We start from the raw sequence: 26,242 nt of genomic DNA on the forward strand, positions 1-26,242 counted from the left end.
GTACCTAGAGAAATTAGCAGTGGTATCGGTTAAAAAAACCTGAAGGAAATTTAATGTGGTTTCATGCGGTTAGTGTGGGCGAGATCAGTATTATAACACCCCTTATTAAGCTTTATCATAAGAAATTTCCTACAGAGAATTTTTTTGATTACCACCACTACCGTTACTGCAGCAGAGGTTTTCAAAAAAGCTAAGATACCGAATTCGATACATCAGTATTTGCCAATAGATGTACCCTTCATTGTTGAAAAATTTTTTAAGCATTGGAAACCTAATTTGTCGATTTTTACTGAGTCAGAAATTTGGCCTAATCTGTTGTTAACGGCAAAGAAGCACAGTCCTGTGTTGTTGATTAACGGAAGACTTTCGGATCAATCGTTTTCTAAGTGGAAGAATATAAAATCTTTAATGACTAGTTTGCTCAAAGTTTATGATTTAGTGTTACCTGGTACTTCCATAGATTTAAAAAGATTTAGCTTTTTTTATCAAGATAATATTCACTATCTTGGAAATTTGAAAAATGCAGCTCCTCCGATGTCTTATAATTCTTCTTTACTCAAAAAATTAAAGGAAAATATAGGAAACCGTAAGGTAGTAGTATATGCAAGTACTCATAGAGGCGAAGAAGAGATAATTATAAATGTGCACGAACAGTTAAAGCAACATTATAAAGATCTTTTAACTGTTATAGTTCCTAGGCATATAGACAGAACGGCCGAGATACTTAGGATGACCGCTCGTCATAAGCTTAATGTTTCGTTGTATACTGACAATAATCATATTATTAATAGTAAAGATGAAGTATATATCGGTAATGTGGTAGGGGAGCTAGGCACCTTTTATCGGTTAGCGGAAATAGCATTTGTTGGCGGTTCCTTAGTTGAAGGAGGAGGGCATAACATACTAGAGCCGGGTAAACTTGGGCTAGCTGTACTAGTTGGACCGCATACTTTTAATTTTACTGAAATTGTACAGAGTTTTCTAAAAGAAGGAGCAGTAATCATTGTTTCTAATCAGAAGGAACTTTATGAGAGAATTAAAAGTTTGTTTAATGATAATGGATACCTCAAGAAAGTGCAGAAAAACGCTTTGAAGGTCTCAAAAAGTCAAGACGAAGTGATGAATTTATATATCGAAACTATTAATAAATTTCTTATTTCGTAATTCATGCGGGACATCACGGCAGTCTAGCCAAGTTTTTGATAAGAGAACTTCTTGCTTCATTGTAAACTCTTTTTTCACTGTTTGCTATAATTCCTGTGTTACTGCCATATATGAAAGGGTAGTTATAATAACCATGTCCAATCATTTCAGTTTTAAAAACTGGTACAGATTTATTTTCTAGCACTAACGCTATTCTATTTAAAGCATCTATTACTTTGTCTCCGCATTGATGAAAAGCCCCAAAAACTACTGCTTTTAAGCTATCTAGTTTTTTTGCTTGGTATAGATGTTCAAGCATTCTATCAATTCTGTATGGTGGTTCAGCTACATCTTCTATAATTAAAATTTTATCTGCGGTACCAATTTCCCAATTTGTACCAATGCTAGTCTGCAAAATAGAAAGATTACCTCCAGTAATTTTTCCAACAATTTCTTTGGAAGTTCTTGCATTATTTTTTCCATCCATTGAGTCAGATATTTGATTATAGTTTAATCCATGAATTACTGTATTCCAACCAAGCTTTTGGTATAAAAACAAGCTAATAGCGGTAGCATCACTAAATCCAACAAAAATTTTTGTTGGGCGTTGCTTTAATTCTTCTACTAATTCATCTAATTTGGTAAAGATCCGAGCTGAGCCGTAGCCGCCTCTCAAACACCATATAACCTGAAAAGTAGTATCATTAACTGTTTCAACTAAGTTATTCAATCGGTATTCACTGGTGTTTGCACAAAAAAGGGTAGGAGCAAAAATATCTTTAGCTATATAGCTTTTATACCCATGCTTTCCATAACCTTCAAAGAGCCAGTTAAGCTTTTTTGGTTCTCTAAATAACTGCTGAGAGCAACCACTCTTATAAACATACACATACTCTTATCATGGGCATTTAAAATTGCATTAAAATTAAATTTTTAATTAAGGTTTTAAAAGAGGTGCATTGCGGCTAGCGCCTCAAAAAACATGATAATATATATTATGGAAAACATATACATACATTTAATTTAAATTTTGACTTTATAGCCCAGGTGTATCGCTACAATCCCAGACGTTAAACGAGAGAACTTAACAAATTCGAAGCCAGCTTTTTCAATCATATCAGCGAACTTTTGTGCTTTGGGAAAGATCTTTATACTTTCTGAGAGATATAAATAATGGCCCTCGCTTTTTGCAACTAATTTACCTATTTTAGGAATTATATTAAAGGAATAAAATTCATAAAATCTGCGTAAAAGCTCATTATCTACTTGAGAGAACTCTAAACATAAGAACCTTCCCCCGGGCTTTAGAACCCTCCTCACCTCCTCTAGAGCTTTTGGTATATTGGTAAAATTTCGAATTCCAAACGAAATTGTACAGCAATCAAATGTGTGGTCCTGAAAAGGCAGATCTTCGGCATTCGCATAAATGGTTTCTAATGGTAAATCATACAACCCTTTATTGAAGCGTTTCTTGTTGCCATATTCCAGCATTTCCTGGTTTAGGTCGCATATTATAGCTTTTTTGCCACCCTTTTGAACAAATTTAAGAGCAATGTCCCCCGTACCTCCTGCAAGATCTAATAATATTTCTTCTCTTCCTGGTCGGAGTTCTGATATAAGTTTTTCTTTCCAAATTCGATGCAACCCGAAGCTCATCAAATCATTCATCAAATCATATTTCTTTGCAACATCACTGAATACTTTTTGCACTTTTTCTTGCTTTTGGCTTTCCTTAACGATTTGAAAGCCAAAATTCACTTCTTTTTCTTCTGCCATAGATTTAATTTGGAAAAGATTTAATTTATTTAATTTTTTTCTATATTTATTAGATAATCCATGCCCATTGCAACTAAAATATCTTTATAAGGAGAGAAGTACGCCCGTAAAGGATTATATTTTTTGATTTTCTCTGTATCTATTTCGATTTTTAGCTTACAGTTAGCATAATCTTCTTTTGCTTTTAATAGCTCATTTATAATCACTTGACTATTGCTAGTCCAACAGCCTTTCAGCGCGCTATTTATATATTCATCAGGTGCATACCTTCTTTGAAAAGATTCTACAATCGATTTCATTCCTTCATCAAAAATACCATCTGCCTTTAAGTACCTATAGCCCCACATTAATAAATCATTTTGAACCGCTCTTACAGTTTCATTATTATCTTCTTCTTTACACAGTATTTCGTCTGTGCCTCTTTTTAAAGGAAAATAACCCAAGCCATAGTCGGCTAAAAGCTTCCAGTTAAAGTGATGACTTGGATCTGATTTTCTATTTGGAGCGATTTCTGCATGTCCCAAAAGATTAAATGGGCTAATATCATAGGCCTTTTTTAAACCATGCAGTAAAACTATAAGAGAGGCCATCTGTGCATTAGAAAAAGCTTCAGTAAAACCATTATTATTAATTTCTATGCCAATAGAAAGATCGTTAAGATTAATGTCGTCCGCCCACTCGCTACTTCCAGCATGCCAAGCTTTTTTACCATCACCCACTAAATTTATTATTCCCGCTATATATTTATATTTCACGGACTCCTCAGCTCTTAAAATTAAGTAATGAGAACTAACCCCGTCTGGGCGGTCTGAGTTTGTTAATAAGTATAGTGAATGGAAATTGCAATCTTGCTCCTGTGTTGTTTCTGTGTGGTGTAAAATGATATATTTTTTTAATTCGCTTGCGGATTTTTCACTAAAGTTTAGCGAAGGTACATGAAACATTTGCCAGTCAAGGTCTAAATTTTTGGCAAAATCGGGTACTATTCTCTTTAAAAAGTCGAATGTGTGCATAAAAATATTTCTGTAGTAGCTGCTAGATCATAGCAAAAATTATTTTGATAGGAAAAATTTTCTTGCCCATTTCATTCTATTTTAATAGAATGCGGAGGTAATGTTTAATATATTGGGTAATAAGTTTATGCTAAATTTGTTCGTTGTTGAAGCTTTTGCTGCAGAGGCCGCGTCATTATCAAGTGGTTCTCTCTTAAGCAATTTAATGCCAATTGCTTTAATAATGATTGTTTTTTATTTTTTATTACTACGCCCTCAACAGAAAAAAATGAGGGAACATCAAAATATGATAAAGGCCTTAGAAAAAGGCAGCACCATGGTTTTTGGTGGTGGAATAATTGGGACAATCGTAAAAAGTGATGAAGAGCATATATTAAGCGTTGAGATTGCTCCAGATGTTAAAATAAGGATCCGTCGAGAGTCCGTTACTGAACTGATTAAAGATGAAGTGGCGAAGAAACTTGTTGCTTCAGAAGAGAAACTAGTAGGGAAAAAAGCAAAAAAATAGGTATGGCAAGAGTTAATTTTATAAACAAGGATGGTTCCATTTCAACGGTGGAAGCCCCTGTAGGGCTTTCTGTATTAGAAATTGCTCACAAACATAAGGTAGACTTAGAAGGAGCATGTGAAGGGTCTCTAGCTTGTTCTACTTGTCACGTAATAATTGACGAAAAAGATATAAAAAAGCTTGACCCAGCGAAAGAAGAGGAGGAAGATATGTTAGACTTTGCCTTTGGGTTAACAAAAACTTCTAGGTTAGGTTGTCAGATTATAATGACCGAAAAGCTGGATGGAATAACTGTTAGATTGCCAGCGGCAACGAAGAATATAATGCTTGGTTAGAGGAGGAGTTTATATGAGTGGCCTGCCATACCAATACATGCCGATATTAATATTTCTGGTTATCGCTTTCGCCCTTGCCTTTGCTCTATTGATAGTTCCATTTTTTGCAGCTTCGATAAGGGATGATAAGGAAAAGTTATCTCAGTATGAGTGCGGATTTGAGACTTTTGACCCTAACAAACAGTCACGGTTTGATGTGAGGTTTTATTTGGTCTCAATTCTTTTTATTATATTTGATTTAGAAATCGCATTTTTGTTTCCGTGGGCCTTAGTAATGCAACAAATTGGGATCGTGGGTTTTGTTTCTATGATGGTCTTTCTGTTTATTTTAACCATAGGTTTTATTTATGAATGGAAAAAAGGGGCTCTTGATTGGGAGTAGGTTTTTATGTTAAATCCAACGAAATTTTTTATTCAAAAACAACAAGATACGATGCTGAACCAAGCGGTTGAAGAAATTCAGGATCGGGGGTTTATTATTGCTCAAATAGATAAGGTCGCTAACTGGGCGAGGAGTTCGTCTTTATGGCCCATGACCTTTGGGCTTGCATGTTGCGCCGTTGAAATGATGCAAACAGCAGCAAGCAGGTATGACATGGATAAATACGGTATGCTTTTCAGACCAACTCCTCGGCAATCTGATGTTATGATTGTTGCTGGAACGCTAACTAACAAAATGGCCTCTGCGCTCCGTAAAGTTTATGATCAAATGCCTGAACCCCGTTGGGTTGTTTCAATGGGCAGTTGCGCTAACGGTGGAGGTTATTATCATTATTCCTATTCAGTGGTTCGAGGGTGTGACAGGATAGTTCCAGTGGATGTATATGTTCCAGGTTGTCCACCAACTGCTGAGGCACTCTTATATGGGTTATTTGTGTTGCAACGCAAAATTAAAAGAGCTGGTTCTATAATCCAGCGGTAATATAATTCATCTCGTTTCCTTTGTCTCTGCGAAGTTTCTTAGAGATCCTCTTTGGTGCGTGAGTTATTGCTTGCAAAAATCATCAATCAAACAAGATATTTCTACTAGGGGAACCACTTTTCTTATTTATCGTGAAATTGAGAAGAACTTAACGGTTACACAGCTTCTTTAAAACCATATCAGACAAGCTGCAACGGTGCCCACGGCAACGGAAATTATTTCTTGAGATGTAGACTTTTCTTGAAACCCTAGTGAAATCTGGTTGCGGGGGCTGGATTTGAACCAGCGACCTTCAGGTTATGAGCCTGACGAGCTACCAAGCTGCTCCACCCCGCGTCAATTAGGTGAGGAACTTATATCACTGAAAGGGCCTTCTATCAAGAAGTATTATTTGAATATTTATTATTAATTTTTATAAGATTTGTTTTCCTTCTCTGCAACGTAAGGTTATTAAAGGTATTATATAAAGCTGTGCACGAAACGCATTATAGCGGATTTTATTTCATATGTAGCCCTATGAATTATAACGTGCTGTCCTTTATGTAAGAATCCCAAAAGGTTTGGTAGACTATTCTTGCTTCTACGCCGGTAAACTTGAGATCCAACTCTTCTTCCCAGGCTTTTAAGTGGCTCAAATAACAACCTACAGTCCCGGGCTCCGGATAATGAGCAATGAAATTTCTATAAGATTTATAATTTATAATCCACCACTGAGTCGATATACTCTTTAGGCAATTCTTTGCCATCAACCGCGGAAATTCTAGTTACAGGAAAACCCACAACTTCTATTAATGGCAGAACTTTTCGCAACCTACCTTGAGCTCTATCTAAATTGACTAGGTAAATTCCAACAGAACCTTTTTAGCACCCAAGCTCAGTCAAATAATTGTCCTTTCTTTTAAAACGAAAGCCCCTCCTATAAAAGATAAGGACGCCAAAAATAACCACACTGCTAATTTGAGTCTTTCCATTTTATGTATAGAGATGCACAGAGATGTGGCGATCCCGACGCGATTCGAACGCGTGACCTACTGATTAAAAGTCAGTTGCTCTACCGGCCTGAGCTACGGGATCAAACCTGGCCTGGCCTTTATAACAACTTCAAAACAATAACACAAGTTTATTTTAGCTATAAAGGCAAATTTCTCTGACTTTTTACCACACCCCCCCCCCAAAAAAACCTACTCTTTTGGGATTTATACATAATAAGCCAACGTATACATCTTCACACACTTGAACTACACTGCGATCTCCTTTATCGAGAAAGCTTTAAACTTTAAAAGAAAACCCTGACCAAGACAGCACTTCAACACCTTATAGTGAATTAAAAACACCAGACACGACAAAAAAGACATAGCTCAAATTACCAAAGCACAACTCCCCCTCCTTACTGCTCTAGCAGATTTAGAATAAACATACATAGCCGGAATTATTTCTGTTTATTTGCCTTCTCAAATCCGTCAGTGGCCATATTCATTTTATTGCTATATGCCTCAAATAAATTCTTGAGCAAAATTTGCGTAAGCATTAATCATAATTTTTACCAATTCTTAGAAAACATACATATAGGATCATACTACAATTTGCTGCAATGCAATATGAAAATTTTTCCTCTCCATTAAAATAATATACTAAATAACACCTAATGAATATTTATTGAATTTAAAATGGCAAAAAACATTTTTTATTATCTACTTTTTATCATCTTCAGTATTAACGCCAATGCAATGGAGGATGTTGCGAAGCCAAAACAAATTGAATGGCCTTTTGACGGAATAACTGGAACATTTGATAGACAGTCCATTCAAAGAGGCTTTAAAGTCTTTAAAGAGGTGTGTTCTGCCTGCCATTCGGTAGACAGACTAGCGTTTAGGAATTTTGCCGAAATAGGGTTTTCTGAGGCCGAAATCAAATCGCTAGCTGCCGAATACTCAGTGAATGACGGGCCTAGCGATGATGGCGAAATGTTTGAAAGACCCGCAAGACCTTCAGACCAAATCTCAGGTCCTTATGCTAATGAAAAGGCGGCAAGAGCTGCTAATAATGGCGCATATCCACCTGATTTGTCATTGATAATCAAAGCACGAGCTGATGGAGCGAATTATGTATACTCCCTTTTAACTGGTTTTAGCACTCCTCCAGCAGGCTTTCATTTAGGTGAGAATATGTATTATAACCCTTATTTTGCAGGTGGCGGTAGCCAGCTTGCTATGGCCCCTCCCCTAACCAAAGATGGACAAGTTTCTTATTCTGATGGAACGGAGGCAACTATAGAGCAAATGGCAAAGGATGTAGTAAACTTCTTACAATGGGCAGCTGAGCCTGAAATGGAAAAACGAAAAAATATAGGAATAAGTGTTATGATATTCCTTGCAATATTTACATTTTTATTTTACTTGGCTAAGAAGCGTATCTGGAAAAACGTTAAGTAATTTAATGCAAGTCTTGTTAAACACCTTCAGATTATATTCACTCATTTTTACCATAGTAACAGAAGGTTTGCTTATTGATTTTATCAGATTAAAGCGTATTAAAACTCCAGAAGGAAAAAAAATACTCCTCGACAAAATAAGCAAGAAAATTGTCTCCATCTTACCAAAATTTGGTCCAGCCTTTATAAAAACTGGCCAATTCTTAGCTACAAGGCCAGATATAGTGGGAGATATTGTAAGTAGAAACTTAGAGAAACTTCAAGATAGCCTTCCAACTTGCGATTTTAGTCAAATAAATGCAATTCTTTCTAAATCTATTGCAATCAATGAATTTAAATATATAGACCATGTTGCAGTAGCAGCAGCTTCTATAGCGCAAGTTCATAAAGCTGAAACCATAAATAATGAGGTAGTCGCAATCAAGGTGCTGAAGCCAGGTATCGAGGCAAAATTTAAGAGTAATTTATCTTTGCTTAGATTTGTAGGAAGGTTAACTCAAAAGATCTTTAATGTAAAAAGGTTAAAAATTGAGGAAGTTATTTCAAGAATAGAAAAAACCTCATTACTTGAAATGGACCTGCGGATAGAGGCCGCGTCTGCTGACAAATTAAGGGAAAATTTAATTCATGATGAAAATGTTTACGTCCCCAAAATATTTTGGAAATATACCACTAATAACATTCTTGTGTTAGAGTGGATCGACGGTATACCATTGTATGACCGTGAGCGTCTCCTGTCTGCAGGCTTTAATATAGAAAGTATTGTTAAAAAATTTGCTGTTACTTTCTTCAATCAAGCTTATAGGGACGGGTTTTTCCATGCTGATCTACATCCAGGCAACGTTTTAGTTAACGCCAATGAAGATATAATATTTCTAGACTTTGGTATAATGGGGCACCTTGACCATATGAATAAATTATTCATTGCTGAAATTCTCAAAAGTTTTTTGGAGCGCAATTATGATTTAGTTGCTAAATTGCATCTAGAGGCAGGATATTTTCCAAAATCCGAATCCATCAATGTATTTGCACTCAGTTGTCGTAGTATTGGTGAAACAGTTTTAAATAAGCCCCCAAATCAAGTTTCGATATCAGCTCTGTTGAAGCAGCTATTTGAAACCGCGAAAAACTTTAATATGGAAATCCAAGCTCCTTTACTTTTATTACAAAAAACCATGATGACAGTTGAAGGCATTAGTATTTACTTGGATGATCAGACTAATATTTGGTTATTGATCAAACCGTGGATAAAGAAATGGGCTAAATCAAATCTTGGAATTAGAGGGCGCTTGCTCCAAAAATACTAACAATGCAGAGAATTTTGTTAAAGACATTGTGGATATAGTTTCGCTTGGAAAGAAGCACCTGATTAGATTGCAGCAGAAGCACACTAAGTCTCAAAAACTTTACTGAAAAATATTTTGACTTTTAAGATTATAAGTGCGACTTATAGTTTGAAATCCCAGTAATGCTTGTTGCGTCGCAACATAGTCTACGTTAAATTTATTAATATAGGCAAACTAAAATATTCATTTTATGGCAAAAGATAACGTCTCCAATCGTGCTAGTGTTAGGATAAGTGTTCCCTTTACAAATCAAGAGATTGAACTGCCTGTAATACAAGCCTCAGAAGGACCAAGTGTTATAGATATAGGAGAGCTGTATGCAAAAACTGGCCTTTTCACCTACGACCCAGGCTTCATGTCGACCGCCTCATGTAGGTCAACAATTACTTATATAGATGGAGACAATGGGATATTAAGGCATCGAGGATATGATATTACCGATCTTGCCACTTCCGCAAATTTTACGGATGTGGCCTATTTGCTATTATATGGAGAGTTGCCTAATAAAAGCGAAGCAGAAAAATTCGCTACAGAGATAAAGCAGCATTCTATGGTGCATGAACAACTGCATTTTTTATATAGGGGTTTTCCGCGCCACTCCCACCCTATGGCAGTAATGGTAGGCGCCGTTGCGTCATTATCAGCATTCTATCACGATTATTTAGATGTCAGAGACCGCACCCAAAGAGAAATTTCTGCAATTAGGTTAATTGCTAAAATCCCAACGTTAGCTGCAATGGCGTACAAATATTCTATAGGACAGCCCTTTGTTTATCCTGATAACAACTTAAGCTATAGTGAAGATTTCTTACACATGATGTTTGCAGTTCCGGCTGAAAAATATAAAGTTAACCCGGTCATGGCAGATGCTTTAAATAAATTATTTATTTTGCATGCTGATCATGAACAAAATGCTTCCACTTCTACCGTGCGGCTATCTGGCTCTTCTGGAGCTAACCCGTTTGCGGTCATAGGCGCAGGTATTGCTTCTCTTTGGGGGCCTGCACACGGCGGGGCTAACGAAGCTGTAATAAAAATGCTAGAAGAAATAGGGCACGCTTCTCGAATACAAATTTATGTAAACAAAGCGAAGGATAAGGGTGATCCTTTTAGATTAATGGGCTTCGGTCATAGAGTTTATAAAAATTATGATCCAAGAGCTACTGTGCTTAAAGCTTCTTGCTATGAACTAGTAAAAGAACTAGGAATTAAGGACGATCATCTTTTAGATATCGCTCTAAAATTAGAAGAGATCGCCCTAAATGATCCTTATTTTATAGAACGCAAGCTTTATCCAAACGTAGATTTCTATTCTGGTATTATATATAGAATGCTTGGTATTCCAACTCAAATGTTTACAGTGATGTTTGCGGTGGCAAGGGCAACAGGCTGGATGGCTCAATGGAAAGAAATGATGGATGATCCAGAACAAAAAATTGGCAGACCAAGACAGTTATATGTGGGTCAAACAAAGAGGGAATTGCGTGATACCCCTTTTGGCAAGTAGGTTGCTAAAGTAATAAAACCCATACCTTAGTAGGTAAATTATAAGAACTTAACTTAGATATAAAAAGTATGGGCCGGCCTTGCATTTATCTCCTAAATAGCACAAGCAATGCTATATTATTTCGCTATAACTTGGTGATCTGAAAAAATCCTCTATAAAGAAGACCACAAAGATGATAAAATCTTTACCAAGCGATGAATAAAATGTGGGAGGGCTCTCTTTGATACTTCGTAAGAAACCTCAGTTTGACGTTAAGGAGTATGCCCGTGAGCCTATTTTTCCATGAGATAATATTGGGTTGAAGACATAAGCCAAGAGCCCTGAGAAAGAGGTCTGCCAAGAAATTGTTTGGCGAGTGATGCCGTGTGGTGCCGGATTTGGCAAATCTCTTTCAATTGTCCGATGGCTGTTTCAATCAATCCACGCCCTGCAAGAAGCAGTTGTTTAAAAGCCGCAAGCGGGTTTTGTCCTTGATTGCTCAGTGTTTGCTTATATACCACCGATCTCCGAATAGAAGGCCTGTCAAATATTGAGTCAGTTTCTCGACAACGGCTCGATCATCTGTATTACCCGAAGTCAGTGTGAATGACATAATCTCTCCTTGATCATTGAGGCCAAAGAACCATCGGGTCGACGTTTTCCCACGCTGAGCGATGCCTTTAAGGATCTTATTACGGCTAGTACGTGAGTTATGGCAAACCTTTTCCAGCTTTTTGTTGAGTCAAGGTACCTGTTTGTTTCCCTTTGCAGCAATTCAGCAGAATGACCAACGGGATGACCGCGTCTCGCATCCAGCTCAACAAAGCGATTGTAGCTGATAAGCTTCGGCAATCCCTCTCTGAGAGAGATTTGAACACAGTTTAGGTAAAAATCAGAACTTAATGGCTACACAGCTTCTTTAAAACCATATCAGATAATTTCTTTAAACTTACCTCAAACTGGGGTTAATTTAGGATCGCGTTATCTCAAAGAAGCTTGCGTTTCGAGGTGCTTTAGCTGCTGTGCTTTTAAACAGAAGTGTATTGCTTTAACAGAAAGCATGCCTCCTTAATAGTAAACAATTAGTAATATATAGAATTATATGATTCGTTAAACACGCAAATTGTAGATTTACCATGTCTTAGTGTAAACTTCGCAGCTACTCTTTCAACAACCACATATTTACCGGCTATTCTATAATTAATAATTCCTTCACGATTATCCGAATCAACTAAGAATATAGCTGGGATTTCAGCATTGATATCGCGGAATTTAAAATAAGTAAATTCTCCATCGTCGAAAATCTGTAAGGGCTCGATATCTGATTTTTTTCCGCTAATTTTGTAATTAAAATTGTAGAGTTCAGGGTGAGTTAAATCTGGGCCATGATAAGAAGAAAGGGTTCTGATTGCTTGAGAAGCTCCGCTATTGCTGCTGTTCACGGCAAAAGATGAATAAATTCCATCATCCGGATAAACGAATTTCACCACAAAAGATAAATTATCATCACCAATATCTGCTGCATCTTCTGCATGCATTTCGAAAAAATACATTCTTTTGTTAGTAATAACAGTCATATTAGTTGTTGCATCGTCTTCTATAGGCTTTAAAAATATTCGGTTGCCGGCAGGGACAATCTGCCAAGGAGTTGGGGTGCCCATAGAGATAGTATTAATTTCCTCGTCTAAACCAAATTCTATTATAGACTGGTAAGTGTAATGGCCTACAAACCTAAAAACCGTATTGGGCTTATAATTAATTATTTTAATCCTATTTTCGTTTCCAATTCCTCTAGGTACAGTAGTCGCTTTAGAAGGCACAACTTGGAGAAAAAATGCTAAAAATATCATCAACCTTAACATTACCTAACCTTTGTAATCTGTTTTTTTCATGGTTTTATAAGCTGTGACAATAAAATTTAAATTACTCTTATAGTCTAGAACATTAGTTATACTATTCAAACTAAAGTTTATTTCAGCAAGCCAATATGAAGCACTTTCTTTAGTGGAATTCTTTTCTATAGCTTTAAAGATCACATGCGCAGTATTTGGCCTATTAACTCCTTCTGGAAATTTTATTGATTCTATAGAGATAGTTCTTTCTATCTGTAATTTATATTTCAATATAGGACTATCTGGATTTTTTTGAGGATCCATATAATTTAAATAATTTGTATAAACTCGCCTGGAGGAGGTTGACCTTATAGATAAAAGTTTTTCTTGGATTATATCTTGGTTAAGGCCATTATACCTGTATTCTTCTCTATTGATTACATAGTAGGCGATTAGATACCTAACCACTGAAGTGTCTATGGATTCATAACCTTGCGCTAGCGACTTTATCCTGGATTGAAAGTCCACCTGATCATCAACATATATAGGAACCGGATACTTAACCGCGAAATACTTATCCATCATTGAATCCACCACAAAATAGGCTCCTGTTGATATGATTAGCAAAAATATAGATGAAGCAATAACTTGGGTATTGACGCCAAGATATCTGTCAGCATACCAGTTACGAGCCTTTTCAAAATATTCACCACTTTCTATTTGCTGATGCAACTCGGTAATCATTTCTCTACAAATACATTAATAAATTTATCCTATCTATGAATACGATATATTCTTTCAGTTTAATTTACAAGACGAGTATGGTAAGTTAACCCTCAGAAACTTATTAACTTATTTTTTGTATGAATATTTGTTTACTATTAGACATTTAAATAATTCTCCCATTTTTTTTGGAGATAAGAGTATTTCTAGTTGGGAGTTTATTTTTTGCTTATCTGCACCATATTTGTTAATTAATTGCTCTGCTCTTTGCTGTATTTCACAGCTCTCTAGAAAATCTTTTTGGCTTGTTAAAGTGCATTTCAGATTTTTATTTAAAAAATAATTTTGCAGCCGAGAGAAATTAACTAAATAGGTAATATCTGCTTTACCTATACAATCCAAAAAGTGTACTCTTTTATGATTCCTGATAGCTTGCAACGTACTGCTTTGAACCATATTAGTGTGGCCATAATCAATCAATAAGAAAAGGCCGTGGTTAGTAAGAATAGAGTTAGCTATGATCTCTAAATAGTATTTTGCAGAAGGAGAGTATTCTAAAAATTCTGATTTAGCTGCGCTTTTTGAAAAATTATTCTGTATAGATGTAGAGTCCATTTTTATTAGAGGCGCAACTTTAAATTTTTGAAATTGATCTAATACTAGACACAATTCATACCAATGCCCATTAATGAATTGAAACTGTTTAATAGGTAAAGCATCAAAAAATTCATTTGCTATGAATATACAATGATTATTGCTTATGTATTGCTCTAATTCCTGGAGCCGGTCCAGCCATACACATTTACCGATATAAGCAGTTAGGTTTTGCTGTTGATAACTTCTTAACTTGGGACTCATTTCATAGAGAATGATTTTATCTATTGAATTATGAAAGCCGGGTATATGTTTTGTGGCCCTTAAGAAGTCAGACATTAGATAACCTCGGCCTGGCCCTAACTCAACTACAGTTATATTATTATTAGTGCAATTTTTTAGCCAGTAATTAGCAGTATATATTCCTACCATTTCGCCAAAGAGCTGGCTAGTTTCTGGTGCCGTTATAAAATCACCATGTTTGCCCACACTTTCTTGACTACTATAATAGAAGGGGATTACCAGCGATAAAAAATGATCTAGAGTAATGTAACCCTGTTCTAGAATGTCTTTTTTAATTAAGGATTCAATACTAATCATTGATTTTCTCATTGACTAACTTTAATTTCTCTAAGACTTCCTTGATCAGTCTAATAGTGATATTGCGCTTTTGGCTTAAAGATAGTTTATCTAAATGGATAACAAAAGTCTTAATGTCAACAAAGCTTCTTTTGACCCTGACAGTAATATAGTTTAAAACTTCCTTATTTACCTTAACCTGTTTATCATGCAACATTTTACCGACCAAAACCTGTACCATATTTTCATCAGGATCCTTAATCAAAACTTTATAAGTAGAGTTAAATCTTGATCTTAAATCTTTAAGTTCTACATGGTTATAATGACTAGAAGTGAGCAATAATTTTTTCTTATGTTCAAAGGCCGTGTTAATAATATTTAATATTTCAATTTCTGGATAGTTTTGTAGATCTTCAAAAATGAATGCGCTACTCTCTTTTAAAGCTACTAGCTGAGATAAATCTTTGATATAATGTGCCCCACTTTTTTGTTGCCAAATTTTTGTTAAATGAGTTTTACCAGAGCCACTTTCTCCTATAATTAACAAACGATTTTGTGGCCACATAATATTTGACGTAACCGCCTTATAGGCTTCTAAGTTAGAATAGGAAACTACAAAATCTGAAACGTTATAAGAGGAGTCATCGTTAATAATAGGTAAAATTATTTGTTGCATCAGTTAAAACTAATCAAAAACGCACAGGCAATACACAAAAAAGCGACAGTGGTATTATAATCATAGCCATTATGATGCCAAGTATAACAGAAACAGCTGCTTCTTCATAAACTATTATTGTGAACAGTTGCAAATACCACGGTGTTAACAGCTGGAGGCATAAAAGATAGGATTAACATAGCGTAGTTAACCTCTTTAGAATAAAAATTCCAAAACTTGAGATCTAAAAAAACTAATATACCTGTAATGACCGGTGAAACTATAAACCGAGCAGACAGTAAAACCCAAACAAATTTCCAATCTATTTTTAACCTTGCAAGGTTTGATAGACTTATTCCTATTAACATTAAACCTAATACAACATAACATTCTTGGGTGTTTTCAAAGAAACTTTTCATTACAGGTGGCACCTTGAAGTTCAGCTTATTTAATACAAGGCCAAGAATAAATGCATGTACCATGGGTAACTTTAACACTTTGTTGAGTGATTGTTTGATGCTATAACTGCCTCTTGCCATCACATAAGCGCCGATTGTGTATTCGTATATAGCAATGCCTATAATGGTGAGCATATATATACCCACAACTTCTTGATCAAAGAATACCATAACTACCGGAAGCCCAAAGTATCCGTTGTTACTAGCGCCTGCTGCAAAGGCTAATAAGTTTTTGATTTTATCTTCCCAAATTTTGCCAGAAATAAACAGATACAAAAAACAAAGAACAACTGATAATAAAAATGATAATACGGGAAGGAGCAGATGGTGGGGTTGGCTTGAAGTATTGATGCCTATATTAAAAAATGTAATTGGGGTTATTAGAAAGATAAGGAGAGTTCCTATGCTATGCCGTTCGACTTTCATCTTTCCAGCAATCAAGCCAATTATTACAAATAAATAAAGCGGAGCCAACTTTGCATACGCACTAAAGAAGTTTAACATTTCCATACGAATAGTCTTTGTTAATTGTTTTTTAACGTCGACTTAGCAAGTTCGACGGTTGATAAAGTTTCAATTCTGCTAAGTATAGTTAAAATATTGGGATTAAAAATATCCTTTTTTATTTCTCTTATATAATTTACAATATACTTTAACTGCTTTAGATTAACTTCATCTGAAAGTGTACCAATTCTGTACTGCTCTAATAACATTAGCAGCTCTTTAGCTTTTTCTAAAATTTCTTCCTCGCTCTTGTTATCATCAATTTCTTGCAAAAGAAATAAGGTTTGCTCCGTTGGTTGAGCATTAAAAATTTTTTTGTCAGTATTTGTGTCATCTATATCAGATATAGACTCAAATTTGTTTATGACATGTTTTATTTTTTTTTCAGTTTTTTTTTGCTTTCTTAACAAGATCAACATGCTTAATTCCAGAAATCAACATACATAAAATTTGTAGTAATAGATTATTATTTTAAACTTATTTTAGTGGCAATGTCTAATAGCTCATCTTTATCATACAAAAAATCGTTCTCAATCCAAGTTTCTAAAAGAAGGTTCTTTATTTGACCGATTTTAGGGCCAATAGCGCCAAGCTTTATAAGATCTTCTCCCTTCAGCGGGAAGTCTGGATAACGCCAAGTAGTAGAAGCTAAGATAAACTCTTCTGCCAGTGTATACTGCTCTTCAGTGCTTGCTTTAACTAAAATTGCATTTTTAAAGTAAGCGCCCAGTCTATAAAATTCTCTTTGGTGAAGTTTAATTTCAGCATTTAACGGCCATGGATACTGGTACTCTCTTAGGAAAGCTAATTCCTTTTTCTCAAGTGTTGATAATCTCCATCTTTTAAATAATCCGTTTAATTCTACTGCAGAAATTTTTAACGCTTTTAAAATTAGAGTTAAATTAACTGTAGCATTACCTATGATAAAGTTTAATTCCGGAAGGTTATATATTTCAGGCATACCTACATATTGATCTATTCCTGTTTTTTCAAATAACCGAATACTTTTTTTAGCAAATGGGTTGCTGAGTAGTTTAAACATTTCAGTTTTAATTCTCTCTCCTGATATCTTTTCTAAACCACTTTTTAGCTTAATAGCAGCCATTAAACTATTTTCATCTATACTGTTTCCACCTATATAGGAGATAAACCTAAAGTATCTTAATATTCTTAAAAAATCTTCTTTGATACGTTGCTCCGCATTGCCTATAAATTTTATTTTTTTATTCTTTAAATCTTCAATGCCATTAAAAAAATCCATCACTGTTCCATCAATTGAAGCGTACATTGCGTTGACAGTGAAGTCTCTCCTTTTAGCGTCTTCTAGCCATTCATCTGTAAACTCAACTTCTGCTTTTCTGCCATAGGTCTTGATATCTTTTCTAAGAGTAGTAATCTCGAAAGTAATATGATTAACTACTGCAGTAACCGTTCCAAATTCAAGGCCTGTAGGGATGCATTTGATTTGATTTAGGGATAAAATCCTCATTACTTCTTGAGGCAAAATTGTTGTAGCAAGATCGATATCTTTAGGAGCTAAGCCTAGAAGCATATCTCTTACGCAACCTCCTACTAACTTAACGTCACCGTGAGCTTGCAATAAATTATATAAACATAATAATTCTTTTAATATAGAGATGGTATTTATATGAATTTTTATAGTGCTCATTTATGAAAACATAATTTTTGATAGAATCTAGCAGATTTATCATATATAATAAAGCTGCAATTCTTAGTGCGTGTAGGGGTTAAATGCTGAGCATATTAATGGATAGTTCTATCAATCTTTGGGTAGTGGCCGCCGTCTTTTTTATTGCGATAGAGATAATACTGGGGTGGTCGGTGGTTTTCTTTTTTGTGCTTGGCTCAGCATCGCTAATCGTTAGCGTTCTCTTATCACTTAATGTTATTTCAGATGTTTTTGGTCAAATGACTACTTTTTTTATTAGTGCTTTAGTTTGTAGCGGGATTTATTGGTTTTTATTTAAACACTTTAAGGGCGGTAATTACAAAAATATGGCTGGCCAAGTGGCTCACGTTGTCTCAGAAAAACTTGTGAAAGGTGAAGTTGGTTTAGTTAAATGGTCTGGAACTGTTTGTAAGGCGATGCTGCATTCGGGTTCTGAAGAGGATTCAATAGAAGTTGGCGATAAGGTAGTGATTTTAGATGTAAGAAGTAATATATTATTAGTGAAGAAAAATTTTTAGTAAAAAAATGGAAGCTTTGTTGGGATTTCTTATCGTTCTTGTCATCATTGTAGCGACCGGGATTAAAGCGGTCCCCCAACAGGAGAGTTGGATTGTGGAGAGGCTTGGTAAGTATGATCGCATTCTGCAGCCAGGTCTGAATTTTATCATCCCAATAGTAGAGAAAGTCGCATATAAGCATACGTTAAAAGAGACAGTGTTGGATGTCCTTGAGCAGTCGGCCATCACTAAAGATAACGTTTCAGTTTTATTTAACGGAGTTTTGTATGTGAGGATAATTAACCCAGTTGATGCGTCTTATGGAGTGGAAAATCCTTATTATGCAGCAACTCAATTAGCGCAAACCTCAATGCGGTCCGCGATAGGGAAGTTAACCTTAGATAGAACCTTTGAAGAAAGAGAGTTTTTAAATGCGCAGATAGTCAACGCGATTAATGAAGCTGCATCAACTTGGGGAATTCAGTGTATGAGATATGAGATCAGAGATATCAAACCGCCTGCAAATGTCTTGCAAGCTATGGAGACTCAAGTGGCTGCAGAACGTCAGAAGAGGGCAGAAATACTAGAGTCAGAAGGTAGAATGCAGGCTGCAATCAATTTAGCAGAAGCAAAGAAAAGGGAAGTTGTGCTAAATTCAGAAGCTATTATGACCGAAAAAATGAATTTTGCTCAAGGTGAGGCCTCAGCAATAAAAATGGTTGCAGAGTCAACTGCTGCAGCGATTACCTCTGTAGCTGCTTCCCTTAAAAATGATGGAGGAACTGAAGCAGCATCGCTAAAGATCGCTGAGCAGTATGTGAACGCTTTTAAGGAGTTAGCCAAGACAACTAATACCGTGGTTGTGCCTGCTAACACCGGTGATGCAAGTGGGATGATAGCGCAAGCATTGGCGCTGTTTAATAACATTAAATCAAAAGTATAAATTTATTATATATTATCCATGTCTACCGCTTTATAAATGAAGAATTGGGATATCCTCAGTGGAACACGAGTTAAATTAGCCTCAGTTCGACTTAAGGAGTAGGCCCCGCCGCGAGCCTGTTTTTTCCATGAGATATACCGGGTTTGAAGACACAAAGAGCCCTGAGAAGGTGTTTTTGTTAACCCCAGTTTGAGGTAAGTCTTAAAGAAATTATCTGATATGGTTTTAAAGAAGCTGTGTAATCATTAAGTTCTTCTCAATTTCACGATAAATAAGGAAAGTGGTTCCCCTAGTAGAAATATTTTGTTTGATTGATGATTTTTGCAAGCGACAACTCACGTACCAAAGATCCTTAAGAAACTCGCAGAGACAAAGGGAACGAGAGTCTGGGATGATGCTTTCCGAAGTTATAACGATCCTCGTTTTGTTTCATTTGAGGGCATTACCGGATTCAAAGATTTTTACCTAAACTGTTTTCAAATCTCTCTCAGAGAGGGATTGCCGAAGCTTATCAGCTACAATCGCTTTGTTGAGCTGGATGCGAGACGCGGTCATCCCGTTGGTCATTCTGCTGAATTGCTGCAAAGGGAAACAAACAGGTACGTTGACTCAACAAAAGCTGGAAGAGGGGTTTTGTCATAACTTACGTACTAGCCGTAATAAGGTCCTTAAAGGCGTCGCTCAGCGTGGGAAAACGTCGACCCGGATGGTTCTTTGGCCTCAATGATCAAGGAGAGATTATGTCATTCACACTGACTTCGGGTAATACAGATGATCGAGCCGCTGTCGAGAAACTGACTCAATATTCTACAGGCCTTCTATTCGGAGATCGGTGGTATATAAGCAAAAACACTGAGCAATCAAGGTATTGAGCTCATCACACGGCTTAAGAAAAACATGAAAAACAAAACCCGGCTTGCGGCTTTTAAACAACTGCTTCTTGCAGGGCGTGAATTGATTGAAACAGCCATCGGACAATTGAAAGAGATTTGACAAATCCAGCACAACACGGCATCGCTTGCCAAACAATTTCTTGGCAGACCTCCTCTCAGGGCTCTTGGCTTATGTCTTCAACCCAATATTATCTCATGGAAAAATAGGCTCACGGGCATACTCCTTAACGTCAAACTGAGGTTATATGAGATTTTACTTCTTACAACGGTTTCTGGTCCACTTGCCCCAACGATAGTAAATCCGTTTTGCCCGTTAAAAAATCAACACTAAGACTGCTATCATAGCTGCCATGCTGGCCGTATACTATATATACTTCCCAGGCCCCAAAGGAAGGGGGTGTGCACCAATTATAATATCGTTAATGCCATCATCATTGATATCTCCTCCAAACACTCCATTACACCAACTTTCGTTTTTAGTACAATCTATTTTAAAGCCGTTATTACCATTTAATTGAGCAGTACAAAAGCTAGCGGGAAGATTATATACCATCACCATTAAAATCACCAGGTTTAGCAGTAAAACCCGCTCCAATACCAGGAGATCCGGCCATCATAAATCCTAAATTACCGTTTAGGTTCAGAAGGTATATTTATGAAAGTTATTGGTATTCCTGGTGCCAAAATACAAATGCATATGGCTGCTCAACGTTCCAATTAACCGCGCTCCACCAAGGATATCATTAATACCGTCCACTAATGTCACCTACATACCCAAGAGCGGCGCCGGAATTCCTTATAGCATTATCATGGATGCAAAACCCTGTTTTGTGTGGTAAGGCTAGAAATAGATAAGTTTCCTTGAGTTTGCGATCCACCGTGTATCACGTATATTCGACCGTTACCGTTATCTCAGTAGTTTTTAAGACTAGTACTATACCAAAATCATCAATAAAATCCCCCCCGTTTACATCCCCCAAACTTATTATACTCCTAATCCTTCTTCCTCACTTATAATATCAGTAATAATAAACCCATTAGATCCATCAGGATCACGTATTTTTAGTATCGGTTGTTCCAAAGTACACAGCTGAGCAGTAGAAGTAGTGGTTGTAGGTGTAGTAGTAGTTGAAATAGTAGTCGTTGTCGGCGTTGGTGAAACATTAGCAATATGAAAAAGCTGGTTGAAAAGTCCTGTCTCCATTACCCAATAACATGGTAATTCCGTTTGTAAGACTAGAGCAAAACTATATCTTAATTATCATCATTATTAAAATCAGCCACCGTAATTCCAACCCAAGCATGAAACATGCCATAAGAAACAAATGGTTGAAAAAGTTCTCCCATCTCCGTTGCCTAAATACAGAAGCAGCATCTTCACCCACAGTTACTATATCCAATTATTATCCTTATTAAAATCACCTACGGCTACTGCTGCGCTAGAACCAAGATCTACAATAAGAAAACCCCCTCCCACAGCAGATTTAAAATCATTTCTCAGTGATACCGAGACTTGTATTTAAAAAGTAATTGCCATTAACTCTACATCAACTACCATTGCCATTCCCCAATAATATGGAAACCTTTTCTGGCCCGTCATTACTAATGACTATATCCAATTTTCCATCACTGTGCTTACATCAGCAACTACTACCTCACCAAGACCTTCACCAGCGCTACAGCTGCTGTAAGTGCAAAAATATCACTCATAATAAACTCCTCAAAAATAAAAGTATGCTTCTTATATGATTGGTAAATAAAAAGTCGGTGTTTTATAAAACATTAGATGTGCAATTTCTCTCCAATCGAGCATGGGTGGCTCCGTGTGTTGGCGTTTTGCATTTGCAAAATTAGCCAACGACGCCCCCCAGCCACCCACGCTCTCATGTCGTCAATTACTGAACTCACCCTCCAAATATTTTTATGGTAAATTGATTTTGTGCGGCTTCTCACTCACCTCGCTCCATCATTCTTGAGCCCAACTGAATCTACTATAAATAAACCAACACTTTATTTATGCTCTGTATACATACTTAGTTGTTAACTTTAAGAGATTAATCTGAAGCATAACCCCTCCATTAGCCAAGGATTACCTCGTCTTTAAAAATTTCGGGCTATATTTTTGATGAGAAATCATAGATAGCGCCATTTAAGCGCACCCAGTAGTGAATACAACTGCTGTTAATTTATGTCAATATTTCGAGTTAACGGAGTATACTTCTTTAGTTTTTTCGACAACGGCTCGAACTTGAAGGGTTGATAACTATAGCTAAAGCGAGTTTGTAATGGAGAAGTATGGTCCGCCTTCCAGCAGATAATCTCTTAACATCTTGCTGGAGGCTGTTCAATTCTTCATTATTAGAGGTATATACAACAAAAAAAGCCCAATTTTTGAAAAATTGGGCTTCAGAGCAAAAACAATTAATCTACCTTTTGGAGAACTGGAACGATTTCCTGGATTTTTTATGCCCATACATTTTACGCTCAACTTCTCTACTATCACGAGTTAAGAAATCTCCAGATCTTAATATACTATGTAAATTTGGATCCACTTTATCTAAAGCCCTGCTTATACCATGTCTTACGGCCCCAGCCTGCCCAGAAAGACCACCACCAATTACATTACAAATTACATCAAATTTCCCCAAAGTTGCAGTTGCAGCAAAAGGCTGATTGATTATCATTCTCAAAACCGGTCTTGCAAAATAATGCTCAACTTCTTTAGAATTCACAACTACTTTACCAGAACCCGGAGAAAGCCAACATTTAGCTGTCGCTTCTTTTCTCCTTCCAGTTCCATAAAAACGAGACGGGTTAGACTTACTAGAGTGGGATTTTTTTATTACAATCGTTGATTTTGTAGCCATATATAACTTCATCAAAATAAATTAGCGAACGTCTATTAAAGATGGTTGTTGAGCTTCATGCTTATGAACACTTGCCGCATATACATAAAGATTTTTAAACTGCTTGCGGGCTAACGGGCTTTCTTTTGGCATCATACGCTTAACCGCATTCTTCAACAACCTTTCAGGATACCTTCCTTGAATGATTTGCCCAAAACTCCTTTCTTTTATCCCACCAGGATGGCCTGTATGCCAATAAAACTTGTTTTGTTCTAATTTTTTACCTGTTAACTTAATTTGAGCAGCGTTAACAATAACAATATTATCTCCGCAATCAATAAAGGGGGTATAATAAGGTTTATGCTTGCCTCTCAACATCCTTGCAATTTTCGCAGCAAGTCTACCCAGAACCATATCTTTTGCATCAATTAAAAGCCACTTCTTCTCAACAGAAGATGGATTTGCAAAAAACGTACCAGCCGTATAAGACATAAATATTCATCAATTTTTTAAAACGAGAACGATTATGCGTATAGAAGGCGCTTTTGTCAACAGGAGATATTAACTTTAGCAAATTATCTTTAACTAAGAAGCGATTTCTAATATCTTGCCCCATTCAACTTCAGTAACAGGAGAAATTGATGACCACGTTTGTGCTTTAAGAATCTTCATACCCTTTATTTCATTGGTGTTCTAACCTCAGTTTGACGTAAGGAGTAGGCCCGCGAGCCTATTTTTCCTGAGATATATTGGGTTTGAAGACATAAGCTAAGAGCCCTGAGAAGAGAGGTCTGCCAAGAAATTGTTTGGCAAGCGATGCCGTGTTGTGCTGGATTTGGCAAATCTCTTTCAATTCTCCGATGGCTGTTTCAATCAATCCACGCCCTGCAAGAAGCAGTTGTTTAAAAGCCGCAAGCGGGTTTTGTCCTTGATTGCTCAGTGTTTGCTTATATACCACCGATCTCCGAATAGAAGGCCTGTCAAATATTGAGTCAGTTTCTCGACAACGGCTCGATCATCTGTATTACCCGAAGTCAGTGTGAATGACATAATCTCTCCTTGATCATTGAGGCCAAAGAACCATCCGGGTCGACGTTTTCCCACGCTGAGCGGTGCCTTTAAAGGCCTTATTACTGCTAGTACGTAAGTTATGACAAACCTTTTCCAGCTTTTTGTTGAGTCAACGTACCTGTTTGTTTCCCTTTGCAGCAATTCAGCAGAATGACCAACGGGATGACCGCGTCTCGCATCAGCTCAACAAAGCGATTGTAGCTGATAAGCTTCGGCAACTCCTCTCTGAAAGAGATTTGAACACAGTTTAGGTAAAAATCTTTGAATCCGGTAATGCCCTCAAATGAAACAAAACGAGGATCGTTATAACTTCGGAAAGCATCATCCCAGACTCTCATTCCCTTTGTCTCTGCGAGTTTCTTAAGGATCTTTGGTACATGAGTTGTTGCTTGCAAAAATCATCAATCAAACAAAATACTTCTACCAGGGGAACCACTTTTCTTATCTACCGTGAAATTGAGAAAAACTTAATGGTTACACAGCTTCTTTAAAACCATATCAGATAATTTCTTTAAACTTACCTCAAACTGGGGTTAATAATACGGAAACCTTTTCTGGCCCGTCATTACTAATGATTATATCCAATTTTCCATCACTGTGCTTACATCAGCAACTACTACCTCACCAAGACCTTCACCAGCGCTACAGCTGCTGTAAGTGCAAAAATATCACTCATAATAAACTCCTCAAAAATAAAAGTATGCTTCTTATATGATTGGTAAATAAAAAGTCGGTGTTTTATAAAACATTAGATGTGCAATTTCTCTCCAATCGAGCGTGGGTGGCTCCGTGTGTTGGCGTTTTGCATTTGCAAAATTAGCCAACGACGCCCCCCAGCCACCCACGCTCTCATGTCGTCAATTACTGAACTCACCCTCCAAATATTTTTATGGTAAATTGATTTTGTGCGGCTTCTCACTCACCTCGCTCCATCATTCTTGAGCCCAACTGAATCTACTATAAATAAACCAACACTTTATTTATGCTCTGTATACATACTTAGTTGTTAACTTTAAGAGATTAATCTGAAGCATAACCCCTCCATTAGCCAAGGATTACCTCGTCTTTAAAAATTTCGGGCTATATTTTTGATGAGAAATCATAGATAGCGCCATTTAAGCGCACCCAGTAGTGAGTACAACTGCTGTTAATTTATGTCAACACTTCATTTAAAATATTTTTTAATTAATCCGCGATATCAATAACATAGCGTCACTTCATCCAAAAACATATTAAGGTACCACAATGTCATACCACACAAAGCGTCCTTCCCTTAGTTAAAAAGAACGATAAGCTCATAGATCCGGTTACTTTTTTCTAGTCTTGCACGCAAAATGTTCTATAAACTAGGATTTCCGGCGATTCTATCTAATATAAACCCGTTTATAATTCCATATTAATCTTTATTCCTACAACATATCTATTGAGAATTAATTAACATTCATGTATTTAAATTATAAAAACGGTTTGAGTTTCTCTACAATGCAGAATATCGTAGATTATAGCAAGTTACTCGATGATGCTATGTATGTTATAGTAAAAAAAGTGCTTGCCTCAGTTTCTAAAAATGGGTTGCCAGGTAATCACCATTTTTTTATTTCGTTCGCAACAGAACACCCAGGAGTTATACTTTCAAAAAGATTAGCGGCCCAATATCCTAAAGACATGACAATAGTGTTACAATATCAATTTGATAATTTAAAGGTACTGGAGGAACACTTTGAAGTTTCTTTAAATTTTAACGGAATTAACGAACACATAGTGGTACCATTTGCAGCTATAGAGGTTTTCGCCGACCCAAGTGTGTCCTTTTCTTTGCAGTTTAAAAGCAACCATCTCATTTCTGACGAAACAAATCGAGTTTATCTTGAAGACAATCACTATACTAAAGATACAGAGCTAGCGGAGCCCGCCAAGATTCCTTACAATCCGCCAAGAAAGAATAATATTATATCCTTAGCTGATTATAAAAGAAAAAAACAATTGAAGCACTAGTT

General features: G+C 36.4%; 34 protein-coding genes, 2 tRNA genes and 2 pseudogenes. 15 read left to right on the forward strand and 23 right to left on the reverse strand.

Translation table 11 applies throughout. The annotated features are described in order from the left end of the window. Positions 1 to 44: 44 nt before the first annotated feature. Positions 45 to 101 (forward strand): annotated as a pseudogene (locus tag MIDI_RS10330) (hypothetical protein); the annotation flags it as partial. Positions 102 to 117: 16 nt separating this feature from the next. Continuing rightward, positions 118 to 1,164, forward strand: a complete 1,047-nt coding sequence (locus MIDI_RS09830; protein WP_320408582.1) for a 3-deoxy-D-manno-octulosonic acid transferase — start codon at positions 118 to 120, stop codon at positions 1,162 to 1,164. 13 nt (positions 1,165 to 1,177) lie between these two features. Here MIDI_RS09830 and MIDI_RS04345 read toward each other — a convergent pair whose 3' ends face one another. From MIDI_RS04345 to MIDI_RS06360, 3 genes are all read right to left on the reverse strand, one after another. Then, on the reverse strand, positions 1,178 to 2,032 hold the full coding sequence (locus MIDI_RS04345; RefSeq protein ID WP_052567705.1) for an LD-carboxypeptidase: 855 nt from the start codon (positions 2,030 to 2,032) through the stop codon (positions 1,178 to 1,180). Positions 2,033 to 2,166: 134 nt separating this feature from the next. Then, positions 2,167 to 2,919, reverse strand: coding sequence for a bifunctional demethylmenaquinone methyltransferase/2-methoxy-6-polyprenyl-1,4-benzoquinol methylase UbiE (gene ubiE / locus MIDI_RS04350; RefSeq protein WP_013951369.1), 753 nt, complete (start codon positions 2,917 to 2,919; stop codon positions 2,167 to 2,169). 29 nt (positions 2,920 to 2,948) lie between these two features. After that, positions 2,949 to 3,932, reverse strand: a complete 984-nt coding sequence (locus tag MIDI_RS06360) for a peptidoglycan recognition protein family protein (protein ID WP_013951370.1) — start codon at positions 3,930 to 3,932, stop codon at positions 2,949 to 2,951. A 112-nt stretch (positions 3,933 to 4,044) separates the two neighbouring features. Here MIDI_RS06360 and yajC point away from each other — a divergent pair, with 112 nt between their 5' ends. Genes yajC through MIDI_RS04375 form a run of 4 tightly spaced genes read left to right on the forward strand, consistent with a single transcriptional unit; the run spans position 4,045 to position 5,697 of the window. Then, positions 4,045 to 4,440 carry a preprotein translocase subunit YajC gene (yajC, locus tag MIDI_RS04360; protein WP_237697339.1) on the forward strand — a complete coding sequence of 132 codons (396 nt, stop codon included), beginning with the start codon at positions 4,045 to 4,047 and terminating at the stop codon, positions 4,438 to 4,440. Positions 4,441 to 4,442: 2 nt separating this feature from the next. Further along, positions 4,443 to 4,775: a ferredoxin family 2Fe-2S iron-sulfur cluster binding protein gene (locus MIDI_RS04365; RefSeq protein WP_013951372.1), complete on the forward strand. Its 333-nt coding sequence runs from the start codon at positions 4,443 to 4,445 to the stop codon at positions 4,773 to 4,775. A gap of 13 nt (positions 4,776 to 4,788) precedes the next feature. Continuing rightward, a complete protein-coding gene (gene ndhC, locus MIDI_RS04370) occupies positions 4,789 to 5,157 on the forward strand; it encodes an NADH-quinone oxidoreductase subunit A (RefSeq protein ID WP_013951373.1) in 369 nt (122 codons plus the stop codon). Between the two features lie 6 nt (positions 5,158 to 5,163). Beyond that, positions 5,164 to 5,697, forward strand: a complete 534-nt coding sequence (locus MIDI_RS04375) for a NuoB/complex I 20 kDa subunit family protein (RefSeq protein WP_013951374.1) — start codon at positions 5,164 to 5,166, stop codon at positions 5,695 to 5,697. Positions 5,698 to 5,956: 259 nt separating this feature from the next. On the opposite strand, the gene MIDI_RS04380 is transcribed toward MIDI_RS04375, so the two are convergent. After that, positions 5,957 to 6,033 (reverse strand) — tRNA-Met (locus MIDI_RS04380). A gap of 661 nt (positions 6,034 to 6,694) precedes the next feature. After that, a tRNA-Lys gene (locus tag MIDI_RS04385) sits at positions 6,695 to 6,771 on the reverse strand. 593 nt (positions 6,772 to 7,364) lie between these two features. Here MIDI_RS04385 and MIDI_RS04390 point away from each other — a divergent pair. The 3 genes from MIDI_RS04390 to MIDI_RS04400 all read left to right on the forward strand — a co-directional run bounded on the left by MIDI_RS04390 (position 7,365) and on the right by MIDI_RS04400 (position 10,981). Continuing rightward, a complete protein-coding gene (locus tag MIDI_RS04390) occupies positions 7,365 to 8,129 on the forward strand; it encodes a cytochrome c1 (protein WP_013951375.1) in 765 nt (254 codons plus the stop codon). Positions 8,130 to 8,133: 4 nt separating this feature from the next. Further along, the gene (locus tag MIDI_RS04395; protein WP_013951376.1) at positions 8,134 to 9,435 is read left to right on the forward strand and encodes an AarF/UbiB family protein; all 1,302 of its coding nucleotides are present in this window, start codon (positions 8,134 to 8,136) and stop codon (positions 9,433 to 9,435) included. Positions 9,436 to 9,664: 229 nt separating this feature from the next. Beyond that, entirely contained in the window at positions 9,665 to 10,981 is a 1,317-nt protein-coding gene (locus tag MIDI_RS04400; protein ID WP_013951377.1) for a citrate synthase, read from the forward strand. A gap of 272 nt (positions 10,982 to 11,253) precedes the next feature. Here the strand turns inward: MIDI_RS04400 and MIDI_RS04405 are convergent, their stop codons facing one another. The 10 genes from MIDI_RS04405 to MIDI_RS04440 form a co-directional block, all read right to left on the reverse strand. Continuing rightward, positions 11,254 to 11,481 carry a hypothetical protein gene (locus MIDI_RS04405; protein ID WP_041185493.1) on the reverse strand — a complete coding sequence of 76 codons (228 nt, stop codon included), beginning with the start codon at positions 11,479 to 11,481 and terminating at the stop codon, positions 11,254 to 11,256. Further along, on the reverse strand, positions 11,460 to 11,648 hold the full coding sequence (locus MIDI_RS07280; protein ID WP_320408583.1) for a transposase: 189 nt from the start codon (positions 11,646 to 11,648) through the stop codon (positions 11,460 to 11,462). Before MIDI_RS07280 ends, MIDI_RS04405 begins: the two co-directional genes overlap by 22 nt. Next, positions 11,558 to 11,812 carry a hypothetical protein gene (locus MIDI_RS09385; protein ID WP_237697340.1) on the reverse strand — a complete coding sequence of 85 codons (255 nt, stop codon included), beginning with the start codon at positions 11,810 to 11,812 and terminating at the stop codon, positions 11,558 to 11,560. The genes MIDI_RS07280 and MIDI_RS09385 overlap by 91 nt, the downstream gene beginning before the upstream one ends. Before the next feature lie 230 nt (positions 11,813 to 12,042). Beyond that, on the reverse strand, positions 12,043 to 12,822 hold the full coding sequence (virB9, locus tag MIDI_RS04410; RefSeq protein WP_013951379.1) for a P-type conjugative transfer protein VirB9: 780 nt from the start codon (positions 12,820 to 12,822) through the stop codon (positions 12,043 to 12,045). A 3-nt stretch (positions 12,823 to 12,825) separates the two neighbouring features. Beyond that, on the reverse strand, positions 12,826 to 13,536 hold the full coding sequence (locus tag MIDI_RS04415; protein WP_013951380.1) for a VirB8/TrbF family protein: 711 nt from the start codon (positions 13,534 to 13,536) through the stop codon (positions 12,826 to 12,828). A gap of 108 nt (positions 13,537 to 13,644) precedes the next feature. Further along, the gene (locus tag MIDI_RS04420) at positions 13,645 to 14,709 is read right to left on the reverse strand and encodes an SAM-dependent methyltransferase (RefSeq protein WP_013951381.1); all 1,065 of its coding nucleotides are present in this window, start codon (positions 14,707 to 14,709) and stop codon (positions 13,645 to 13,647) included. Continuing rightward, positions 14,702 to 15,364, reverse strand: a complete 663-nt coding sequence (locus tag MIDI_RS04425; protein WP_013951382.1) for an HdaA/DnaA family protein — start codon at positions 15,362 to 15,364, stop codon at positions 14,702 to 14,704. The genes MIDI_RS04420 and MIDI_RS04425 overlap by 8 nt, the downstream gene beginning before the upstream one ends. A 104-nt stretch (positions 15,365 to 15,468) precedes the next feature. Beyond that, entirely contained in the window at positions 15,469 to 16,242 is a 774-nt protein-coding gene (locus MIDI_RS04430; RefSeq protein ID WP_148234151.1) for an AEC family transporter, read from the reverse strand. An 83-nt stretch (positions 16,243 to 16,325) separates the two neighbouring features. Continuing rightward, entirely contained in the window at positions 16,326 to 16,724 is a 399-nt protein-coding gene (locus MIDI_RS04435; RefSeq protein ID WP_013951384.1) for a flagellar assembly protein FliX, read from the reverse strand. A gap of 47 nt (positions 16,725 to 16,771) precedes the next feature. Then, complete coding sequence (locus tag MIDI_RS04440; RefSeq protein WP_013951385.1) at positions 16,772 to 17,974, reverse strand: CCA tRNA nucleotidyltransferase; 1,203 nt, start codon at positions 17,972 to 17,974, stop codon at positions 16,772 to 16,774. A gap of 98 nt (positions 17,975 to 18,072) precedes the next feature. Here MIDI_RS04440 and MIDI_RS04445 point away from each other — a divergent pair, with 98 nt between their 5' ends. The 5 genes and pseudogenes from MIDI_RS04445 to MIDI_RS09395 all read left to right on the forward strand — a co-directional run bounded on the left by MIDI_RS04445 (position 18,073) and on the right by MIDI_RS09395 (position 20,428). Then, on the forward strand, positions 18,073 to 18,513 hold the full coding sequence (locus MIDI_RS04445) for an NfeD family protein (protein WP_041185495.1): 441 nt from the start codon (positions 18,073 to 18,075) through the stop codon (positions 18,511 to 18,513). Positions 18,514 to 18,520: 7 nt separating this feature from the next. After that, the gene (locus MIDI_RS04450) at positions 18,521 to 19,435 is read left to right on the forward strand and encodes an SPFH domain-containing protein (protein ID WP_013951387.1); all 915 of its coding nucleotides are present in this window, start codon (positions 18,521 to 18,523) and stop codon (positions 19,433 to 19,435) included. A 321-nt stretch (positions 19,436 to 19,756) separates the two neighbouring features. Continuing rightward, entirely contained in the window at positions 19,757 to 20,077 is a 321-nt protein-coding gene (locus MIDI_RS08925) for a hypothetical protein (protein WP_052567706.1), read from the forward strand. Beyond that, positions 20,040 to 20,162, forward strand: coding sequence for a transposase (locus MIDI_RS09390; RefSeq protein WP_237697341.1), 123 nt, complete (start codon positions 20,040 to 20,042; stop codon positions 20,160 to 20,162). The genes MIDI_RS08925 and MIDI_RS09390 overlap by 38 nt, the downstream gene beginning before the upstream one ends. After that, positions 20,122 to 20,428: pseudogene (locus MIDI_RS09395) on the forward strand (transposase). Before MIDI_RS09390 ends, MIDI_RS09395 begins: the two are co-directional and overlap by 41 nt. A 264-nt stretch (positions 20,429 to 20,692) precedes the next feature. On the opposite strand, the gene MIDI_RS04460 reads toward MIDI_RS09395, so the two are convergent. The 8 genes from MIDI_RS04460 to MIDI_RS08940 form a co-directional block, all read right to left on the reverse strand. Further along, positions 20,693 to 20,881, reverse strand: a complete 189-nt coding sequence (locus tag MIDI_RS04460) for a hypothetical protein (RefSeq protein ID WP_013951390.1) — start codon at positions 20,879 to 20,881, stop codon at positions 20,693 to 20,695. Between the two features lie 432 nt (positions 20,882 to 21,313). Then, the gene (locus MIDI_RS04465; protein ID WP_013951391.1) at positions 21,314 to 21,532 is read right to left on the reverse strand and encodes a hypothetical protein; all 219 of its coding nucleotides are present in this window, start codon (positions 21,530 to 21,532) and stop codon (positions 21,314 to 21,316) included. 1,222 nt (positions 21,533 to 22,754) lie between these two features. After that, positions 22,755 to 23,195 carry a 30S ribosomal protein S9 gene (gene rpsI, locus MIDI_RS04470; protein WP_013951392.1) on the reverse strand — a complete coding sequence of 147 codons (441 nt, stop codon included), beginning with the start codon at positions 23,193 to 23,195 and terminating at the stop codon, positions 22,755 to 22,757. A gap of 21 nt (positions 23,196 to 23,216) precedes the next feature. After that, positions 23,217 to 23,666, reverse strand: coding sequence for a 50S ribosomal protein L13 (gene rplM / locus MIDI_RS04475; protein WP_013951393.1), 450 nt, complete (start codon positions 23,664 to 23,666; stop codon positions 23,217 to 23,219). Positions 23,667 to 23,904: 238 nt separating this feature from the next. Beyond that, positions 23,905 to 24,132: a hypothetical protein gene (locus MIDI_RS08935; RefSeq protein ID WP_041185498.1), complete on the reverse strand. Its 228-nt coding sequence runs from the start codon at positions 24,130 to 24,132 to the stop codon at positions 23,905 to 23,907. Beyond that, positions 24,111 to 24,224 carry a transposase gene (locus MIDI_RS10335; protein ID WP_013951378.1) on the reverse strand — a complete coding sequence of 38 codons (114 nt, stop codon included), beginning with the start codon at positions 24,222 to 24,224 and terminating at the stop codon, positions 24,111 to 24,113. The genes MIDI_RS08935 and MIDI_RS10335 overlap by 22 nt, the downstream gene beginning before the upstream one ends. A gap of 13 nt (positions 24,225 to 24,237) precedes the next feature. Continuing rightward, complete coding sequence (locus MIDI_RS10340; protein WP_410517907.1) at positions 24,238 to 24,342, reverse strand: transposase; 105 nt, start codon at positions 24,340 to 24,342, stop codon at positions 24,238 to 24,240. Beyond that, positions 24,323 to 24,640 carry a hypothetical protein gene (locus MIDI_RS08940; protein WP_041185499.1) on the reverse strand — a complete coding sequence of 106 codons (318 nt, stop codon included), beginning with the start codon at positions 24,638 to 24,640 and terminating at the stop codon, positions 24,323 to 24,325. Before MIDI_RS08940 ends, MIDI_RS10340 begins: the two co-directional genes overlap by 20 nt. A 1,087-nt stretch (positions 24,641 to 25,727) precedes the next feature. Here MIDI_RS08940 and MIDI_RS04490 point away from each other — a divergent pair. Next, complete coding sequence (locus MIDI_RS04490; RefSeq protein ID WP_041185714.1) at positions 25,728 to 26,240, forward strand: SspB family protein; 513 nt, start codon at positions 25,728 to 25,730, stop codon at positions 26,238 to 26,240. Positions 26,241 to 26,242 lie beyond the last annotated feature (2 nt).

It is taken from the genome of Candidatus Midichloria mitochondrii IricVA (assembly GCF_000219355.1).
In the GTDB taxonomy this organism is placed as follows: Bacteria; Pseudomonadota; Alphaproteobacteria; order Rickettsiales; family Midichloriaceae; genus Midichloria; species Midichloria mitochondrii.

Bases quoted from the DNA above. Each gene is read 5' to 3' on its own strand.
- rplM (WP_013951393.1), bottom strand. From the start codon at position 23,666: ATGTCTTATACGGCTGGTACGTTTTTTGCAAATCCATCTTCTGTTGAG.
- MIDI_RS04415 (WP_013951380.1), bottom strand. From the start codon at position 13,536: ATGATTACCGAGTTGCATCAGCAAATAGAAAGTGGTGAATATTTTGAA.
- MIDI_RS04395 (WP_013951376.1), top strand. From the start codon at position 8,134: ATGCAAGTCTTGTTAAACACCTTCAGATTATATTCACTCATTTTTACC.
- MIDI_RS04425 (WP_013951382.1), bottom strand. From the start codon at position 15,364: ATGCAACAAATAATTTTACCTATTATTAACGATGACTCCTCTTATAAC.
- MIDI_RS04390 (WP_013951375.1), top strand. From the start codon at position 7,365: ATGGCAAAAAACATTTTTTATTATCTACTTTTTATCATCTTCAGTATT.
- MIDI_RS04490 (WP_041185714.1), top strand. From the start codon at position 25,728: ATGCAGAATATCGTAGATTATAGCAAGTTACTCGATGATGCTATGTAT.
- ndhC (WP_013951373.1), top strand. From the start codon at position 4,789: ATGAGTGGCCTGCCATACCAATACATGCCGATATTAATATTTCTGGTT.
- MIDI_RS04365 (WP_013951372.1), top strand. From the start codon at position 4,443: ATGGCAAGAGTTAATTTTATAAACAAGGATGGTTCCATTTCAACGGTG.
- MIDI_RS04445 (WP_041185495.1), top strand. From the start codon at position 18,073: ATGGATAGTTCTATCAATCTTTGGGTAGTGGCCGCCGTCTTTTTTATT.
- ubiE (WP_013951369.1), bottom strand. From the start codon at position 2,919: ATGGCAGAAGAAAAAGAAGTGAATTTTGGCTTTCAAATCGTTAAGGAA.
- MIDI_RS04440 (WP_013951385.1), bottom strand. From the start codon at position 17,974: ATGAGCACTATAAAAATTCATATAAATACCATCTCTATATTAAAAGAA.
- virB9 (WP_013951379.1), bottom strand. From the start codon at position 12,822: ATGTTAAGGTTGATGATATTTTTAGCATTTTTTCTCCAAGTTGTGCCT.
- MIDI_RS04420 (WP_013951381.1), bottom strand. From the start codon at position 14,709: ATGATTAGTATTGAATCCTTAATTAAAAAAGACATTCTAGAACAGGGT.
- MIDI_RS06360 (WP_013951370.1), bottom strand. From the start codon at position 3,932: ATGCACACATTCGACTTTTTAAAGAGAATAGTACCCGATTTTGCCAAA.
- MIDI_RS04450 (WP_013951387.1), top strand. From the start codon at position 18,521: ATGGAAGCTTTGTTGGGATTTCTTATCGTTCTTGTCATCATTGTAGCG.
- MIDI_RS04400 (WP_013951377.1), top strand. From the start codon at position 9,665: ATGGCAAAAGATAACGTCTCCAATCGTGCTAGTGTTAGGATAAGTGTT.
- MIDI_RS04435 (WP_013951384.1), bottom strand. From the start codon at position 16,724: ATGTTGATCTTGTTAAGAAAGCAAAAAAAAACTGAAAAAAAAATAAAA.
- MIDI_RS04465 (WP_013951391.1), bottom strand. From the start codon at position 21,532: ATGGAGACAGGACTTTTCAACCAGCTTTTTCATATTGCTAATGTTTCA.
- MIDI_RS04460 (WP_013951390.1), bottom strand. From the start codon at position 20,881: ATGGTATATAATCTTCCCGCTAGCTTTTGTACTGCTCAATTAAATGGT.
- rpsI (WP_013951392.1), bottom strand. From the start codon at position 23,195: ATGGCTACAAAATCAACGATTGTAATAAAAAAATCCCACTCTAGTAAG.
- MIDI_RS04375 (WP_013951374.1), top strand. From the start codon at position 5,164: ATGTTAAATCCAACGAAATTTTTTATTCAAAAACAACAAGATACGATG.
- MIDI_RS10335 (WP_013951378.1), bottom strand. From the start codon at position 24,224: ATGTCATTCACACTGACTTCGGGTAATACAGATGATCGAGCCGTTGTC.